A 15,870-nucleotide genomic window follows, 5' to 3' on the forward strand; every position below is an offset into this window, starting at 1 on the left:
CCAACTTTATGGGGTCAGTTCACGGGGCGGGTTTGGGCAACTATTGATATTCAGACAGTGTAATGGCTATGAGCCATACCCAGTAACGGTGCCTTCCACAAGGTCATTCCGGTAATCAGACAAAATCTTTAATGCGAAAGCTGTATTATCACAATCAGCTTCCCCGATAGCTGCCAGTATTGTTAATTTTACTAACTCGAACGACGCATTTAGTTCAAAACCGTTAAGTATCAAGAATACACTGGTTGCCTGAAAAGCCGTTCTCTTGTTTGCATCATTAAAAGCGTGCGATTTGGCTATCGCTATCAGATACATAGCTGCAAATTTGAAAACATCTTCGCATCCTTCATAATCTTTCAGTATCTGAACTCGAAATAAAGCCCCTTCAAGTTTATTTATATTAGGCTCACCACTATTAGGAAGCGTTGATCTCTGAATCTCAATAACTTCTTCTGTTGAAAGAAATTGAATACCCATTATTTATCTTCCAGCGCCTTAATAATATCGGCATATTTAGTCTGGGTATGCAGCAAGGCTTTTCTAAATGCGTCAGAACGAGTTTCGATAGAGCCAGTTGCATTAGTAGACTCATGTTTTGAATTATCAAACTGTCTCGTTACTTTTTGGATATCGTTAACTTTTTCCATATATAGTCCATCCTGTGTTAATGATCATCTATCCCAATATTAGCACTGGTTGATTATAAAATCATCTAAATTAGCCGTCCGTGGCCTAGCATCAAAACACATTCATTGGCAATGAGATCATGTTATCAACGTGATATCCATATTGCCTCGCTACTCCCTCGATAATTCCCGCTGGCGTCTCAGTTCCACCCGTAAAGACTTCTGTCTTGTTGAGATGCTTATCGTAGACTTCCATCTTGATGATGTATCTGAATTGTGGGGGCTGAGGCTTAACCAGAGTCTTCCTTTTAACCTCACCCGTAGTCCAGTATTCGTAAAGGACGTCGTCGCTTTTCTCTTGGTAGTGAATAACTTTCTCTCGAATTTCTGACTTAACTTTATTGACACTAACCATTTGTAGCCATCCAGCTAATTTACGCAGAGCCAAGCAAACAACATCTCTACGTTGTTTATCTCCGGGGAGCTGCATTGTGATATTCACAACGCAGGTCTTAAATCTTTGTTTTAACTTGGTATATTGTGATGCCCAATTTAACCCCATGTTCTCAATAAATAGTCTCATGGGGACGCCATCCAGTCGAATCCCACCTAAAAAGCAAAACAAGCATCTCTTGGTTTCGCGTAAAAAATACAATCTTTATCAAATGGCAAAAACTCAATATCATTATCTTCTATTTTTAGTTATAGTTGAATAAATTATAAACAATAAAAATTATCCTATTTTAAAAATCCCATATGAAAATAGCCATATTACGCCGAAATGGGCTTGGTGATTTTATCTGCACTCTGCCATTAATAAAATATTTACAGAAAAAATATCCAGATTCAGAAATTAGCCTATTTATCGATGCAGGTAATGTTGATCTTGCTCATTATTTGTGTGCTGATATAAATGTCAATATCATCCCAAAAGGAAATAAATATCTATCCATTTTAAAAATCGCATTAAAATTCCGTCGAAAGCGATTTGATATTGCGATATCAGCCAATGTATTTTCATATCTATCGTCATTTAGCCTATTGAATATGATAATCGATTAATTTTATAGATGAAAAATAATATAAATATCAAAAAATAAAATATAAACCATTAAATGAATAGTTATCACTCAGTAAGATAAAAAAAGAATAATATTTCAAGAATGAACATTTCAACATCAAAACAATTCCATTAATTGATAATATCTTTAGAGATTAAAATTAAAATTAAAATTAAACTTTTCATTAATCTATGTATTGACTGTAAATAAAACCAGTGTAATGATAAGTTTGACATTATCAAAAAACATGTATGTCATTGGCACTAATTATATCAGTTAAGTTCAAAAGATATCTCCAAATAAAACCCATTTTGAGAAAAAATATGACAAGAATAAACCTGCATGAAAAAATTCAAATGTTCCGCCAACTACATGAAGAAGGTCGTTTGATATTAGTTAATTCATGGGATGTTATGAGTACTCGTCTGGCTGAACAAAGCGGTGCAAAAGCAATAGCAACAACCAGTGCCGGAATATCTTGGAGTTTGGGCTATCCCGATAATCAATTAGCTGATAGAAAAATCGTCATTAAAGCGCTTGATTTGATTACTACCAGTACCAATCTTCCTGTTTCTGCCGATATCGAAGATGGCTTGTTGAGTATTGGTGAAAATATGGATCACCTTGTACAAGATCTCTATTCTGTCGAATGTGTTGGTATTAATATTGAAGATGCCAAAAATGGCAAATCAATGTCTATAGAAGGCGGAGTTGAACGCATAGCATCTGCACGTGCTGCTGCCAATAAGTTGAATTACAATTTATTTATCAATGCCCGTATAGATTCGTGGCTCCGTGGTGAAAGTAGCGATCCTGATCATCTAATTTCCCGTGCTAATTCCTATCTTGCTGCTGGTGCAGATTGTATTTTTATTCCCGGTTTGATCGACTTAAAAATATGCCAAACAATTAGCTCCCATATTAATGGGCCTTTAAATGTAATGGCTAGCACTAATGCTCCCAGCGCAGAAAAGTTTTTCTCTGCTGGTGTAAAACGGATCTCTGGAGGCTCTTTCTTTGCTGAACAAGCTTATGGTATCACGCAAGCTAGTATGAAAGGTTTTATACGAGAAGGTATATTACAACCCAATAGTGAATCCAAAATTAGTTATATGGAATTAAATTCCATAATAGCTCAGAAAAAATGATCAATACGTTGCAGGAAAATAATTATTTTATCCTGCAACATAAAAATAATTAAAATACATAATAATTATCGTTATAGTTTATAAACAAAATTAACTGAACTTATTTTCAATTGATGCAGTAGAAGTAAAAATAATAATTTAATTATTTCAATCACATTCCAAAAAAAATAAATTTATCTTGAATAACAATATAATTTGGCAACATAATCTCTTTTTAAAGAAGCCATCTTTCCATTAGAAAATGGGCTTTTGAGGATAAGGTAATTTTACCTGAGTGTATGTCTTAAACACAGATAGTGGCATCTGGTATGAGTCAAACGTTAACTTCTCAATCTGAATTACAGGATAACCCCTGTATAAGCTGTGGTGCTTGTTGTGCATATTTTCGCGTTTCATTTTACTGGGCAGAAGCCGAGGATGGTGGTGGAACAGTTCCCGTCTCCATGACGGAAAAATTAAATGATTTCATGCGTTGCATGCAAGGTACAAATGAATCTCACCCCCGATGTATCAATTTATGCGGTGAAATTGGTCAGTCAGTCTCCTGCTCTATCTATGACAAAAGGCCCTCCCCTTGCAGAGAATTTCCCCAAGCATGGGGAACTGGTGATTACAATGAAAGCTGTGATCGCGCCAGAGCTGCTCACGGTCTTCCCCCGCTACCAAAACCGAAAACATAGCCGAAATTCCATTCAATGGAATTTCGTTAGTCCCATCACAGACACCTTACTTTTGCATATCTATAGTTAACAAATGTAAAAAATCATTACCGTAGAATGAGTTATCTCTGTGCAGTTTATGAACTTTCCTTCATGAAATTATCAGGATGAAAAATAATGTCTGCTCATGTCCCTACAGGGTATACCCCACAAACTTGTGAATCGTTACCACACTATCTTGCTAAAAATTTACCAATAACAATTTCATTAGGGGGCGCCCCTGAAACTTGGCAAATACAGGAAGTGGGTGATGGAAATCTCAACTTAGTGTTTATTGTCTCTGGGAAGGAAAATACGATTGTCGTGAAGCAAGCCTTACCTTATGTAAGAGCTGTGGGTGAGTCATGGCAGCTTTCGCTTGTTCGTTCACATTTTGAATATCATGCTCTGGTTGAAGAGAATAAAATTGCCGGAGAATATGTTCCTGATGTCTATTTTTATGATGAGAAAATGTCTCTCGTTGTTATGGAGTATTTGTCTCAGCATATTATCCTACGTAAGCAGGTAATTGCTGGGGAAAAATTTACTCATCTTGCGGAAGATGTTGGGATTTTTCTCGCTAATACATTATTCCATACCTCAGACATTGGGATGGCCAGCAAGGAGAAAAAAGATCTAATTGCCCGCTTTGCTAATAATCATGAGCTTTGCAAGATCACTGAAGATCTGATTTTCACTGAACCCTATTTTAATGCGGAAAGGAATAACTGGACTTCCCCTCAACTTGACGATGAGGTCTACACTATTTGGCAAGATCGAGCGTTAATTCAAGTGGCTATGCAATATAAATATCAGTTTATGACGCAAACACAAGCGTTGCTACATGGTGATCTCCATTCCGGCTCCATTATGGTAACATCTAATTCCACCAAAGTGATTGACCCAGAATTCAGTTTCATGGGGCCAATGGCGTTTGATATCGGTAACTACATCGGCAATTTATTGATGGCCTATTTTGCTCAACCCGCTCTACGGGAAACTAATGCACAATGTGCCGATTACCAGACATGGCTTTTTGAACAAATAGAGACAACTTGGACGGTGTTTGAACATCATTTCCGTCAGTTATGGAATGAAAAAGAAGTGGGCGACGCCTATCCCACCACGCTTTATCAGCGAGGTACATTTGATAAATCGTTCTTGAAAACAGCACAAGATGACTTTTTATCCATCTTATTTAAAAACACACTTGTTTATGCTGGCCTCGAAATCAATCGCCGCATTATTGGTTTTTCTGGTGTTGCCGATTTCAAACAGATTGAAGATCAAAACCAGCGCGCTATTTGTGAAAAAAGCGCTCTGAAATTGGCACGAGAATTGATTGTAAATAGGGAAAACTACCCCAATTTTCCTCTAATTAGACGCTATATCGCACGGTGTTAAGAGGCTGATATGAAAATTAATGGCATTCATTACCGCTCCGTTTGGCTTGCTGACGATGGTCATACCATCGAAATTTTCGATCAGACCAAACTCCCTTTTGAGATACAGGTTATTCAACTGCGTACGATACAAGATACCGCAATAGCCATCCAAGAGATGTGGGTACGGGGAGCACCCTTGATTGGTGCAGTTACCGCGTATGGTATGGCTCTGGCAATGCGTCAGGAAAGTAGCGATGAAAATCTAAGGCAGGCTTACAATATTCTGGTTAAAACTCGCCCCACCGCGATCAATTTAAAATGGGCATTGGATCGGTCATATCGAGCATTAGAGAATATTGAATATTCGCTACGTGAAGCAGCCGCTTATCGTATCGCCAATGAAATTGCAGATGAAGATGTGGAGTTGTGTCGCAAAATTGGTGAGCACGGGCTAAAAATTATACAGCGTATCGCAGCAACCAAATCAGCGGGCGATGTGGTCAATATTCTCACCCACTGTAATGCTGGCTGGCTCGCGACGGTTGATTGGGGAACCGCGTTGGCACCCATTTATATGGCGCACGATGCAGGAATTAAGGTTCATGTCTGGGTTGATGAAACCCGCCCACGCAATCAAGGAGGGTTAACGGCTTTCGAATTGGGTTCACATGGTGTACCACATACTTTGATTGCTGATAATGCAGGCGGGCATTTAATGCAGCACGGTAAAGTAGACCTCTGCATTGTCGGCACAGATCGGACGACAGCCCGGGGCGATGTATGCAATAAAATCGGGACTTACCTCAAAGCATTGGCAGCCAAAGCCAATCAGGTGCCTTTTTATGTTGCCTTACCATCACCTACACTGGATTTTACAGTTTGGGATGGGGTAAAAGAAATTCCCATCGAGCAGCGTTCGGGTGAAGAACAATCCCATGTGTATGGCATTACTCCTGAAGGTACACGGAGTTGGGTCAATACAGCACCACAAGAAACATCCTGCGGAAATTATGCCTTTGATGTCACACCGGCTGAATTTATCACTGGGCTGATTACAGAGCGCGGGATTTGCGATGCCAGTGAGGAGGGATTACGGACGCTCTTCCCTGATTTGTGCGGGCAGTAGTCGTAGTCGCCACTCAAGGAAAATATAATGAACAGAGAACAAATCGCTCGAGAGATCATCGCAACATGCCTCAAAATGAATGCGCTTGGATTGAACCAAGGAACATCAGGCAATATCAGTGCTCGCTACCAGAACGGTTTTCTGATTACGCCCAGCGGCGTACCTTATGAAAAACTGACACCTGAGCAAATCGTGTATGTCAGTAATGAAGGTGAATATGAAGCTGATAAGGTGCCTTCAAGCGAGTGGCATTTTCACCTGTCCTGTTATCAAGCTCGTCCTGAGCTCAATGCCGTTGTGCATAACCATGCCGTTAACTCAACGGCGGTTTCGATTCTCAATCATGCGATTCCCGCTATTCACTATATGATTGCTGTTACGGGAACTGATCACGTTCCCTGCATTCCCTATGCCACCTTTGGAACACCCGAGCTGGCTGACAGTGTAAAAGAAGAAATCAAGCACAGTAAGGCGTTATTAATGCAGCATCACGGCATGATTGCGATGGAAGTGAATCTGGAAAAAGCCCTGTGGCTGGCGAATGAGATTGAAATACTGGCAAAACTTTACTTAAAAGTGCTTCCGATTATGGAGAGTGTTCCTGTACTTTCCCAGACAGAAATGCAGCGAGTTCTGGAAAAATTCAAGAGTTATGGATTAAAGACGAAATAACAACAAAACCTCACATAAGGGGCATGACTTTATTATTATTACAGATAATGATTTCTTATGGATAATGTGTTCTTATCTGTTCAATTTGATAACAAAAAATCCGCAGTAATTTCATCAATAATAAAATCAGAGAAATATCCTCTCCGAATCACACCCAGAGTTGCCTCAAAATTATGCACATCTCCAGCCAAAAAGATCCGTTCATCCACTTCAAGCCATTATTTCCAATGGAATAGAAAAGACAACTAATTAATTAGAAATATTATAGGAAGAATAATTCTAGACAAAATGGCGCTAGATAAAGATGCTGTTAGAAGAGTATGACTAGAGGGAAGAAAAACTAGGATGAAGTGGTGGGCGATACCAGATTCGAACTGATGACCCCCTCCTTGTAAGGGAGATGCTCTACCAACTGAGCTAATCGCCCACTTCGTATTTTTATACCTAAATGGTGGGTCGTGCAGGATTCGAACCTGCGACCAATTGATTAAAAGTCAACTGCTCTACCGACTGAGCTAACGACCCGATTAGGTAATTCTGATTTTTATATCTAAATGGTGGGTCGTGCAGGATTCGAACCTGCGACCAATTGATTAAAAGTCAACTGCTCTACCGACTGAGCTAACGACCCAATTAGATAATTTTGATTTTGATATTTGAATGGTGGGTCGTGCAGGATTCGAACCTGCGACCAATTGATTAAAAGTCAACTGCTCTACCGACTGAGCTAACGACCCATTCTAAATATCAATGTGATACTGCGAAACAGTCTTATCGAAACAACTTGATGAAGTGGTGGGCGATACCAGATTCGAACTGATGACCCCCTCCTTGTAAGGGAGATGCTCTACCAACTGAGCTAATCGCCCACTTCACGATGACTATAACGACATCAATACCACTGATTCATGATTGGTGGGCGATACCAGATTCGAACTGATGACCCCCTCCTTGTAAGGGAGATGCTCTACCAACTGAGCTAATCGCCCAATCACAAAATCATTTTTTATCACTACTTCTATCACTACGAGAGAGATGGTGGGCGATACCAGATTCGAACTGATGACCCCCTCCTTGTAAGGGAGATGCTCTACCAACTGAGCTAATCGCCCGTCGTGATGGAGTCGCATTATAGGGATAGTTCGAAGTGAGTCAACGCTTTTTATTACTAAAATAATCGTTCGTCGTAAAATTAAACAGAATGAAACAATTATAATCACGCTAGGGTATCATTTAGCCAATCTATTTTGGCTTTTCTCAATAACGTACTATTAACGCCATTGAGGAATTGAAGTGCAGTGATAAAATAACCCCCACTATTGTGATTTCAATATTGTTACGTCAATCATCCAAAACGCTCTCTAAAAAGAGAAACGTAATTAAGGCAATTCCTGATGAGTAAAATTAAAACCCGTTTTGCACCAAGTCCTACCGGCTATCTTCATGTTGGTGGTGCGCGTACTGCTCTTTATTCCTGGTTGTACAGTCGCCACAATACAGGTGAATTTGTTCTTCGCATTGAAGACACCGATCTGGAGCGCTCCACTCAAGAAGCTATCGACGCAATTATGGACGGTATGAACTGGTTAAATCTGAATTGGGATGAAGGCCCTTATTATCAGACCAAACGTTTCGACCGTTATAACCAAGTTATTGATGAAATGCTGAAACAAGGTACAGCTTACCGCTGCTATTGTTCCAAAGAGCATTTGGAACAACTGCGTGAAACTCAGATGGCGAATGGCGAGAAGCCACGTTATGACGGACAATGCCGTGATAATGCATGTCAGCACAGCCACGATGAGCCACATGTTGTGCGTTTCCGCAATCCACAGGAAGGTTCCGTCATTTTTAATGACAGCATCCGTGGCCCGATTGAATTCAGCAATCAGGAACTGGACGATTTGATCATTCGCCGTACCGACGGCTCACCCACTTATAACTTCTGTGTTGTAATCGATGACTGGGATATGGAAATCACCCACGTAATTCGTGGTGAAGACCATATCAACAATACTCCACGTCAGATCAATATCCTGAAAGCCCTCGGCGCACCAGTTCCAGAATATGCCCACGTTTCTATGATCCTCGGCGACGATGGTAAAAAATTGTCCAAACGTCACGGTGCAGTCAGTGTGATGCAGTACCGCGATGATGGCTATCTGCCAGAAGCGCTGTTGAACTATCTGGTTCGTCTGGGTTGGTCACATGGCGATCAGGAAATTTTCACCATTGAAGAAATGACTAAACTGTTCGGTCTTGATGCTATCAGCAAATCCGCCAGTGCATTCAATACTGAAAAGCTGCAATGGTTGAACCATCATTACATCAATACCCTGCCAGCAGAGAAAGTTGCTGTGCATTTAGCATGGCATATTGAACAGCAAGGTATCGATACTCGTACTGGCCCAGAGCTGGTTGAGTTGATCAAACTGCTAGGGGAGCGCTGCAAGACCCTGAAAGAAATGGCGGAATCTTGCTATTACTTCTATGAAGAATTTGCCGAGTTTGATGCAGATGCCGCGAAGAAACATTTGCGCCCTGTCGCTCGCCAGCCATTGGAAGTTGCTCGTGCGAAGCTTGCGGCCATTACTGAATGGACTCCGGAAAATATCCATCATGCAATTCAGGCCACGGCTGACGAATTGGAAGTTGGTATGGGTAAGGTGGGTATGCCACTGCGTGTTGCTGTAACAGGTGCTGGCCAATCACCAAGTGTTGATGTAACGATTCATGCCATCAACCAAGCACGTTCTCTTTCTCGTATTGATAAGGCGCTGGCTTATATTGCTCAACGCGAAGCGCAATAAATCATCATTTAATTTTCTGACGTATAATCTTCTGACATAATATAAGAAAGGCACTCAATTTATTACAGTGCCTTTTTTCTTTGTTATCAAAACGGGTCATTGATGGCTTTTTCAGCGCTTACACAGGGAATATTAATGAATCCATTGACAGAATTCTCTGGGTTTCATATTATTCGCCCCGTTCCACAGGATTTTGATTTGGGGCTATAGCTCAGCTGGGAGAGCGCTTGCATGGCATGCAAGAGGTCAGCGGTTCGATCCCGCTTAGCTCCACCAAATGCTTGTTATTTCCAGTCAGTATTTGGTATTCAAAACCTGAACCACATTCGTGGGGCTATAGCTCAGCTGGGAGAGCGCTTGCATGGCATGCAAGAGGTCAGCGGTTCGATCCCGCTTAGCTCCACCAAAATTCTGAATCCCTGAAGACGCAAGTTTTCAGGGATTTTTCTTATGTGCTTGTTTGATGTTTCTTACTCTTTGCAGAATAACGGCTAACCGATTATTTCTGAAACACGTGTTCCCTTGCCACCAAAATGCAACTTGAAAATTAAGTGGGCATGTCAAAAATTTGACATAGGTGGTATTTTTTTGAGAAATGCTATCGAAGAATTGCATTGATTGCTGCTTTATGATGATAATCAATGTTAGCTTTATTGATTTTTCAGCATTGCATTTTGTTACACGTCCCCCCAACGTAAGTAAAACATTTCTCTATTTATAATAAAAAATCAATTTACTTTTATCATCACTGACTTTTTTACAGTGTTTTAGGCCCTGTTCACATCGCAGCAAATAATATCATGCTCATTATATCAGCCATAATGTTTACCGTTAGCGGTGGATTTTCCGCTGCTACAACAGTAAAAATCAGTTAATTAAATTCCAAGAAAGATATCCAATCAACATTACGTTTTAGCATTGTGGCCTCAGCAACGGTTTCATTAATATCCTTTATATTGTGTGCTATTTTCTATCTACATGCTGATTTCATTATTAGTTTGTATACAAAGGATATCTTTGTGATAAATACAGCTGTTGGCATTGTGCTATTTTTATGCCTTTTTCATTTTTTTGATGCTATTCAGGCCATATTGTCAGGTATTTTTCGAGGATTATATGAAACCAAAATCGTATTCTACGCTCCTATTTTTGGTTATTGGTTTGTTGGGATCCCTTTAGGCTTTACATTGGGGTTAACAGATATCATCACAACGAGAATGGGGCTGATTAGTTTTTGGTATGGTCTTGTTTTTGGCTTAATCATAAATGCAATAACACTCTCGATGATATTGAGAGTGAAATTTAAAAAATTAGTAAAATAAATAATACTAAGAGCCTATCCTATTAAGCGTCTATGATCGCAGATAGTTTGATGTGGAACAGGTTCTTACTCTTTGTATTTATTGTGCTGTATAGCCGGCATCAATCGCATAAAAAGCGCCAGTCGTAAATGAACTTTCATCTGACAGTAAAAATGCCACGGTTTTCGCCACTTCTTCTCTGGTTGCCATACGCTTCATTGGATGGGGGTTTGCCATCCACTCCCGGACGCCTGCGGGTAGAGTTTGCATGTGCCGAGTATCCACATAACCCGGCCCAACTGCAAAAGCATCTGAGGCAACGACAGAAAAATGTGAGCTTTTCTTTAGCGATTAGGATTTTTCAACGGCTTGACCAGCGAATCCAGACCTTCAATTTTTATCGCAAGGGTCATTTCCATTAATGTACCCAGTTTACCCTGCGGAAATGCCCCTTGGCGGGCAAACCAAAGTAAATATTCTTCCGGCAAATCAATCAACATCCGCCCTTTATATTTACCAAATGGTATGGCGGTGTTAGCGATTTCCAGCAAATTTTCTTTATTCATGATGTCAGCCTCTCTAACTCGCAATAAAAAGATAACCCTATATAAAGGAAAAAGTGGCATCTGCCAAGATGCCACTTTTGTTCATTCTAAAGTTCAAATTACCGGGAGAGATTAAATACTCATCACCAGCCCTGTAATCGCTGCGGACAGGAAACTTACCAGTGTTGAACCGAACAGCAGTTTCAGGCCAAAACGTGCAACAGTATTCCCTTGTTTCTCATTTAGCCCCTTAATGGCACCAGCAACAATCCCAATGGATGAGAAGTTAGCAAAAGAAACCAAAAATACTGACAAAATGCCTTTTGAGCGTTCACTCAGTTGAGCTGCGATTTCTTGCATGCTCTGCATCGCCACAAATTCGTTGGAAACCAGCTTTGTCGCCATGATACTGCCCACTTTCAGCGCTTCATCGCTTGGAATACCAATGATCCATGCCAACGGATAGAACACATATCCCAGACACTCTTGGAAGGAAATACCAAAAATCATGTCAAAAACCGCGTTGATACCTGCGATCAACGCGATAAAACCAATCAGCATCGCGGAGACAATCAACGCGATTTTGAAACCTGCCAGAATATATTCACCCAGCATTTCAAAGAAACTTTGTCCTTCGTGGAGATTGCTCATCTGAATTTCCTCTTCACTCTCGATAGAGTAAGGGTTGATGAGCGATAGGACGATAAAGGTGCTGAACATATTAAGTATCAGCGCCGCTACCACGTATTTCGCATCCAGCATCGTCATGTAAGCGCCCACGATAGACATGGACACCGTAGACATTGCCGTCGCCGCCATCGTGTACATCCGGCGCTCAGACATTTTGCCCAGCACATCTTTGTAAGCAATGAAGTTCTCTGATTGTCCCAGAACTAAGGAGCTAACCGCATTGAAAGACTCCAGTTTGCCCATGCCGTTGACTTTGGACAGCACTGTGCCTATCGCACGGATAATAATCGGCAGCACTTTGATGTGTTGCAAAATACCAATCAAGGCAGAGATGAAGATGATAGGACACAATACATTCAGGAAGAAGAACGCCAAATTCGCTTCCATCATGCCACCGAAGATAAAGCTGGTGCCTTTTGCGGCATAAGACAACAAATGGACGAATAGGCTGTCAAAACCTTTAACAATTCCCAAGCCAGCATTAGAATTCAGGAAGAACCATGCCAGAACAAGCTCAATGACAAGCAATTGAATAATATAGCGAATCCTAATATTTTTTCGGTTATTGCTCGCAAAAATCGCTAGACCGCCAATCACAACCAATGCAAGGAAGAAATGAAAAATATGAGACATATAAAAGAACTCCAAATATGATACTGTGCGAATTTATAACTGCATTTCATGTAACACGTAACATTATATTTTGATTATTATCACATTAATCCACTATTTAGATGGCTACAAATTTCTGTTTAGCAAGCCCGATCACACTTTCCCCAAGTACACTTTGAAGAGAAACGCGTATTATTCGCCCAATAAACGGATCATTTCCTCTTCATCAATAACAGGAATTCCTAGTTCATTGGCTTTCTCTAATTTGGAACCCGCCGCTTCACCCGCAATAACCAGATCTGTTTTCTTAGACACACTTCCTGTCACTTTTGCACCTAAAGCGGCCAGTTTATCTTTAGCTTCATCTCTGGATAAACGGCTTAATGAACCTGTCAATACGACAGTCTTACCGATAAATAGGCTATCAATCTCATCTAAACCCGGGCGTTCGGCTGATTCCCAATGGATACCAATATTGTCGACCAAATCGTCAATCACAGCCTGATTATGCGGTTCGTTAAAGAAATTCACGACATGGCTGGCAACAACGCCTCCCACATCTTGCACCGCAATTAATGCCTCTGTATCCGCTGCACGCAGTTTTTCCAACGTGCCAAAGTGTGAAACCAAATTGACGGCAGTCGCTTCGCCGACCTCACGAATACCCAAAGAATAAATAAAGCGGGCAAAAGTCGTTTTCTTGGATTTCTCCAAGGCACTAATGGCATTTTGCGCAGATTTAGGCCCCATGCGCTCAAGACCCGTTAATATTCCCGCGGTCAGACGAAAAAGATCAGCGGGCGTTTTGACATACTCTTTATCTACGAGCTGCTCAATGATCTTTTCTCCCATGCCATCGACATCCATCGCTCGGCGGGAAACGAAATGCTTCAGCGCTTCTTTGCGCTGTGCTCCGCAGAACAAGCCTCCTGTACAACGAGCTACGGCTTCTCCTTCAACTCGTTCGATATCTGAGCCACAAACCGGGCAATGTTCAGGGAAAATCACTTCCTGGCTTTCTGCTGATCTGCTTTCATGAACAACTCCCACGACTTGTGGGATAACATCACCAGCACGACGGATAACCACGGTATCACCGATACGCAGGCCCAAACGTTCAATTTCATCTGCATTGTGCAGTGTGGCATTACTGACTATCACACCAGCCACTAATACAGGTTCCAAACGCGCAACCGGCGTAATAGCGCCAGTACGTCCTACTTGAAATTCGACGTCACGTACAATCGTCATTTGCTCTTGAGCAGGAAATTTGAAAGCCGTCGCCCAACGTGGGGCTCTGGCGACAAACCCCAGTGTTCCCTGTAATTCCAGGGAGTCGACTTTGACCACAACACCATCAATATCAAAGCCCAGAGTCGGACGTTGCTGCTCAATGTCATGATAAAAATCCATTACTTGTTGAGTCCCCTGACCCAATCTCACTTTATCACTGACGGGTAATCCCCACTGTTTGAACTGCATCAAGCGTTCGTAGTGGCTTGCGGGCAATTCCCCACCTTCCAGCACACCGACACCATAGCAATAAAAAGTGAGTGGACGTTTGGCAGTAATGCGTGGATCAAGCTGACGCAATGATCCGGCTGCCGCATTGCGGGGATTGGCGAATATTTTGTTACCTGTGCGACGTGCTTTTTCGTTGAGTTTTTCAAACCCAGCCTGTTTCATGAACACTTCACCACGGATTTCAACACGGGCAGGGATATTCTCACCTTTCAAACGCAAAGGAATGGCGTGAATGGTACGGACATTGGCAGTAATGTTTTCCCCCGTAGTTCCATCTCCACGAGTTGCCGCCTGCACCAATTCGCCATTTTCATACAGCAGGCTGACAGCCAGGCCATCGAGTTTTAGTTCGCAGCAAAATACCAAATCACGGCTATCTTTCAGACGATCACGAACACGCTTATCAAACGCCAGATAGCTCTCTTCATCAAATACGTTATCCAAAGACAGCATAGGAATTTCATGGCGCACCTGCTCAAAGGCAGTCAACGGTGCTGCACCAACACGTTGTGTGGGAGAATCGTCCGTAATCAGCGCTGGATGCTGTTCTTCCAGCGCTTTTAATTCCCGCATCGAGCGATCATATTCTGCATCAGGGATCTCTGGCGCATCCATAACATGATACAAATATTCATGATGACGCAATGTTGTTCTTAGTTTGTTGATTTTTTCGATAATATTTTTCATGACTTCTCACCAGAGATGAAAAAACCCCCGACTAGCGGGGGCTTGATACTAAAAAGAAGATTTATTCGCAGACGTTGAGCGTATTGCGGATACGCGCCTTATAGTGTTCGATCATTTGTGGTGTAAGCATCTTACGCTCACCATCCAGAACTACACCTCCCACATCGGCCGCAATGCGCTGTGCCGCTTGCAACATCAGTTTAAAATTCTGATTGGAATCACCATATGAAGGCACAAGCATAAACATGGAAACTCCGGGGGTAGTGAAATCCGGCATTTGGTCTGGATCAAACGAGCCTGGTTTTACCATGTTAGCCAAACTGAACAATACAGCACCACTACCCGATGGGTTCAAGTGACGATGGAAGATATTCATGTCACCAAACCGGAAACCCGCCTGTAAAATGCTTTGAAGTAATACTTCGCCATTCAGTTCCTGCCCATGATGAGCAGCAACATGCAGTACCAGCACGGTTTCTTTTGGGGTTTGCTCAGTTTCAGCCAACGCTTCATTTTCCGCTGCCTTTGGCTGCCCTTCAACACCACCATCGGCTGATTCTGCGCCTTTCGGTTCAACCGGATCAAATAACCCAAGCTGCGGCTCTTCCTGTTGTTCATCGACGATGCTCACTTTCACTGCTGGTACATCAGTTTGATATCTTGCAAGTAAAGGATCTGAACCATCATCTGGCAATGCCACTGACGACTCAGGCGAACGGCGTTCGATAACTGGGTCGGCACGATATTCAGAATGCGGTTTTACCGACTCCTGAACATGCGATTTTGCAGTATTATCAAACAGTTCATCGCCATCATTATCCCCCAGCTCTTCCTGACGCTCCTGTTTATGACGTTTAACTGGGCGATCACGAAAGAGTGATGAACGCTCTTTACGGCTGGTCCACAACCCATGTAATAGCAAAGCTATTATGGCTATCGCACCAACAACGATTAATATCAGACGCAAATCCTGCATCATTGCTAT

15 protein-coding genes, 9 tRNA genes and 1 pseudogene are annotated in these 15,870 nt (G+C 41.8%); 10 read left to right on the top strand and 15 right to left on the bottom strand.

Features of this window, described 5'->3' with window-relative positions; genetic code table 11:
* Positions 1 to 66: 66 nt before the first annotated feature.
* The 3 genes from H8A87_RS01365 to H8A87_RS20280 form a co-directional block, all read right to left on the bottom strand.
* Positions 67 to 480: a type II toxin-antitoxin system death-on-curing family toxin gene (locus tag H8A87_RS01365; RefSeq protein WP_198688328.1), complete on the bottom strand. Its 414-nt coding sequence runs from the start codon at positions 478 to 480 to the stop codon at positions 67 to 69.
* Positions 477 to 647, bottom strand: a complete 171-nt coding sequence (locus H8A87_RS01370) for a hypothetical protein (RefSeq protein WP_198688235.1) — start codon at positions 645 to 647, stop codon at positions 477 to 479. The genes H8A87_RS01365 and H8A87_RS01370 overlap by 4 nt, the downstream gene beginning before the upstream one ends.
* A gap of 91 nt (positions 648 to 738) precedes the next feature.
* Complete coding sequence (locus tag H8A87_RS20280; protein ID WP_198688236.1) at positions 739 to 1,209, bottom strand: phage antirepressor N-terminal domain-containing protein; 471 nt, start codon at positions 1,207 to 1,209, stop codon at positions 739 to 741.
* A 173-nt stretch (positions 1,210 to 1,382) separates the two neighbouring features.
* Here H8A87_RS20280 and H8A87_RS01380 point away from each other — a divergent pair, with 173 nt between their 5' ends.
* From H8A87_RS01380 to H8A87_RS01405, 6 genes are all read left to right on the top strand, one after another.
* Complete coding sequence (locus tag H8A87_RS01380) at positions 1,383 to 1,688, top strand: glycosyltransferase family 9 protein (RefSeq protein ID WP_198688237.1); 306 nt, start codon at positions 1,383 to 1,385, stop codon at positions 1,686 to 1,688.
* Between the two features lie 322 nt (positions 1,689 to 2,010).
* Positions 2,011 to 2,835 (top strand): isocitrate lyase/PEP mutase family protein, encoded by an 825-nt coding sequence (locus H8A87_RS01385; protein WP_198688238.1) that lies wholly within the window; start codon positions 2,011 to 2,013, stop codon positions 2,833 to 2,835.
* 308 nt (positions 2,836 to 3,143) lie between these two features.
* Positions 3,144 to 3,515: a YkgJ family cysteine cluster protein gene (locus H8A87_RS01390; protein ID WP_198688239.1), complete on the top strand. Its 372-nt coding sequence runs from the start codon at positions 3,144 to 3,146 to the stop codon at positions 3,513 to 3,515.
* Positions 3,516 to 3,671: 156 nt separating this feature from the next.
* Entirely contained in the window at positions 3,672 to 4,937 is a 1,266-nt protein-coding gene (gene mtnK / locus H8A87_RS01395; RefSeq protein ID WP_198688240.1) for an S-methyl-5-thioribose kinase, read from the top strand.
* Positions 4,938 to 4,946: 9 nt separating this feature from the next.
* A complete protein-coding gene (gene mtnA, locus H8A87_RS01400) occupies positions 4,947 to 6,044 on the top strand; it encodes an S-methyl-5-thioribose-1-phosphate isomerase (RefSeq protein ID WP_198688241.1) in 1,098 nt (365 codons plus the stop codon).
* Between the two features lie 27 nt (positions 6,045 to 6,071).
* Entirely contained in the window at positions 6,072 to 6,716 is a 645-nt protein-coding gene (locus tag H8A87_RS01405) for an L-fuculose-phosphate aldolase (RefSeq protein ID WP_198688242.1), read from the top strand.
* A 351-nt stretch (positions 6,717 to 7,067) separates the two neighbouring features.
* Here H8A87_RS01405 and H8A87_RS01415 read toward each other — a convergent pair.
* From H8A87_RS01415 to H8A87_RS01445, 7 genes are all read right to left on the bottom strand, one after another.
* A tRNA-Val gene (locus H8A87_RS01415) sits at positions 7,068 to 7,143 on the bottom strand.
* 22 nt (positions 7,144 to 7,165) lie between these two features.
* Positions 7,166 to 7,241, bottom strand: a tRNA-Lys gene (locus H8A87_RS01420).
* Positions 7,242 to 7,271: 30 nt separating this feature from the next.
* A tRNA-Lys gene (locus tag H8A87_RS01425) sits at positions 7,272 to 7,347 on the bottom strand.
* Between the two features lie 30 nt (positions 7,348 to 7,377).
* Positions 7,378 to 7,453, bottom strand: a tRNA-Lys gene (locus H8A87_RS01430).
* 56 nt (positions 7,454 to 7,509) lie between these two features.
* Positions 7,510 to 7,585, bottom strand: a tRNA-Val gene (locus tag H8A87_RS01435).
* Positions 7,586 to 7,629: 44 nt separating this feature from the next.
* Positions 7,630 to 7,705: transfer RNA gene (locus H8A87_RS01440), tRNA-Val, on the bottom strand.
* Between the two features lie 47 nt (positions 7,706 to 7,752).
* Positions 7,753 to 7,828 (bottom strand) — tRNA-Val (locus H8A87_RS01445).
* Positions 7,829 to 8,110: 282 nt separating this feature from the next.
* Between H8A87_RS01445 and gltX the strand changes: the two genes are divergently transcribed.
* The 4 genes from gltX (at position 8,111) to H8A87_RS01465 (ending at position 10,848) form a co-directional block, all read left to right on the top strand.
* Complete coding sequence (gltX, locus tag H8A87_RS01450) at positions 8,111 to 9,526, top strand: glutamate--tRNA ligase (protein ID WP_198688244.1); 1,416 nt, start codon at positions 8,111 to 8,113, stop codon at positions 9,524 to 9,526.
* A gap of 200 nt (positions 9,527 to 9,726) precedes the next feature.
* Positions 9,727 to 9,802, top strand: a tRNA-Ala gene (locus H8A87_RS01455).
* Positions 9,803 to 9,856: 54 nt separating this feature from the next.
* Positions 9,857 to 9,932 (top strand) — tRNA-Ala (locus tag H8A87_RS01460).
* Positions 9,933 to 10,419: 487 nt separating this feature from the next.
* A complete protein-coding gene (locus tag H8A87_RS01465) occupies positions 10,420 to 10,848 on the top strand; it encodes an MATE family efflux transporter (RefSeq protein ID WP_332460319.1) in 429 nt (142 codons plus the stop codon).
* Positions 10,849 to 10,926: 78 nt separating this feature from the next.
* Here H8A87_RS01465 and H8A87_RS01470 read toward each other — a convergent pair.
* The 5 genes and pseudogenes from H8A87_RS01470 to zipA all read right to left on the bottom strand — a co-directional run.
* Positions 10,927 to 11,130, bottom strand: a pseudogene (locus H8A87_RS01470) (SDR family oxidoreductase); the annotation flags it as partial.
* A 41-nt stretch (positions 11,131 to 11,171) separates the two neighbouring features.
* Positions 11,172 to 11,393: a DUF3820 family protein gene (locus H8A87_RS01475; RefSeq protein WP_198688246.1), complete on the bottom strand. Its 222-nt coding sequence runs from the start codon at positions 11,391 to 11,393 to the stop codon at positions 11,172 to 11,174.
* Between the two features lie 111 nt (positions 11,394 to 11,504).
* Entirely contained in the window at positions 11,505 to 12,695 is a 1,191-nt protein-coding gene (locus H8A87_RS01480; RefSeq protein ID WP_198688247.1) for a NupC/NupG family nucleoside CNT transporter, read from the bottom strand.
* Positions 12,696 to 12,866: 171 nt separating this feature from the next.
* The gene (gene ligA / locus H8A87_RS01485; protein ID WP_198688248.1) at positions 12,867 to 14,885 is read right to left on the bottom strand and encodes an NAD-dependent DNA ligase LigA; all 2,019 of its coding nucleotides are present in this window, start codon (positions 14,883 to 14,885) and stop codon (positions 12,867 to 12,869) included.
* 61 nt (positions 14,886 to 14,946) lie between these two features.
* Positions 14,947 to 15,864, bottom strand: coding sequence for a cell division protein ZipA (gene zipA, locus H8A87_RS01490; RefSeq protein WP_198688249.1), 918 nt, complete (start codon positions 15,862 to 15,864; stop codon positions 14,947 to 14,949).
* Positions 15,865 to 15,870: the final 6 nt, after the last annotated feature.

Origin of the sequence: Xenorhabdus lircayensis (assembly GCF_016306625.1) — a bacterium.
In the GTDB taxonomy this organism is placed as follows: Bacteria; Pseudomonadota; Gammaproteobacteria; order Enterobacterales; family Enterobacteriaceae; genus Xenorhabdus; species Xenorhabdus lircayensis.

Bases quoted from the DNA above. Each gene is read 5' to 3' on its own strand.
- ligA (WP_198688248.1), bottom strand. From the start codon at position 14,885: ATGAAAAATATTATCGAAAAAATCAACAAACTAAGAACAACATTGCGT.
- H8A87_RS01380 (WP_198688237.1), top strand. From the start codon at position 1,383: ATGAAAATAGCCATATTACGCCGAAATGGGCTTGGTGATTTTATCTGC.
- gltX (WP_198688244.1), top strand. From the start codon at position 8,111: ATGAGTAAAATTAAAACCCGTTTTGCACCAAGTCCTACCGGCTATCTT.
- mtnK (WP_198688240.1), top strand. From the start codon at position 3,672: ATGTCTGCTCATGTCCCTACAGGGTATACCCCACAAACTTGTGAATCG.
- H8A87_RS01370 (WP_198688235.1), bottom strand. From the start codon at position 647: ATGGAAAAAGTTAACGATATCCAAAAAGTAACGAGACAGTTTGATAAT.
- H8A87_RS01405 (WP_198688242.1), top strand. From the start codon at position 6,072: ATGAACAGAGAACAAATCGCTCGAGAGATCATCGCAACATGCCTCAAA.
- mtnA (WP_198688241.1), top strand. From the start codon at position 4,947: ATGAAAATTAATGGCATTCATTACCGCTCCGTTTGGCTTGCTGACGAT.
- H8A87_RS01475 (WP_198688246.1), bottom strand. From the start codon at position 11,393: ATGAATAAAGAAAATTTGCTGGAAATCGCTAACACCGCCATACCATTT.
- H8A87_RS01390 (WP_198688239.1), top strand. From the start codon at position 3,144: ATGAGTCAAACGTTAACTTCTCAATCTGAATTACAGGATAACCCCTGT.
- H8A87_RS01480 (WP_198688247.1), bottom strand. From the start codon at position 12,695: ATGTCTCATATTTTTCATTTCTTCCTTGCATTGGTTGTGATTGGCGGT.
- H8A87_RS01385 (WP_198688238.1), top strand. From the start codon at position 2,011: ATGACAAGAATAAACCTGCATGAAAAAATTCAAATGTTCCGCCAACTA.
- zipA (WP_198688249.1), bottom strand. From the start codon at position 15,864: ATGATGCAGGATTTGCGTCTGATATTAATCGTTGTTGGTGCGATAGCC.
- H8A87_RS20280 (WP_198688236.1), bottom strand. From the start codon at position 1,209: ATGAGACTATTTATTGAGAACATGGGGTTAAATTGGGCATCACAATAT.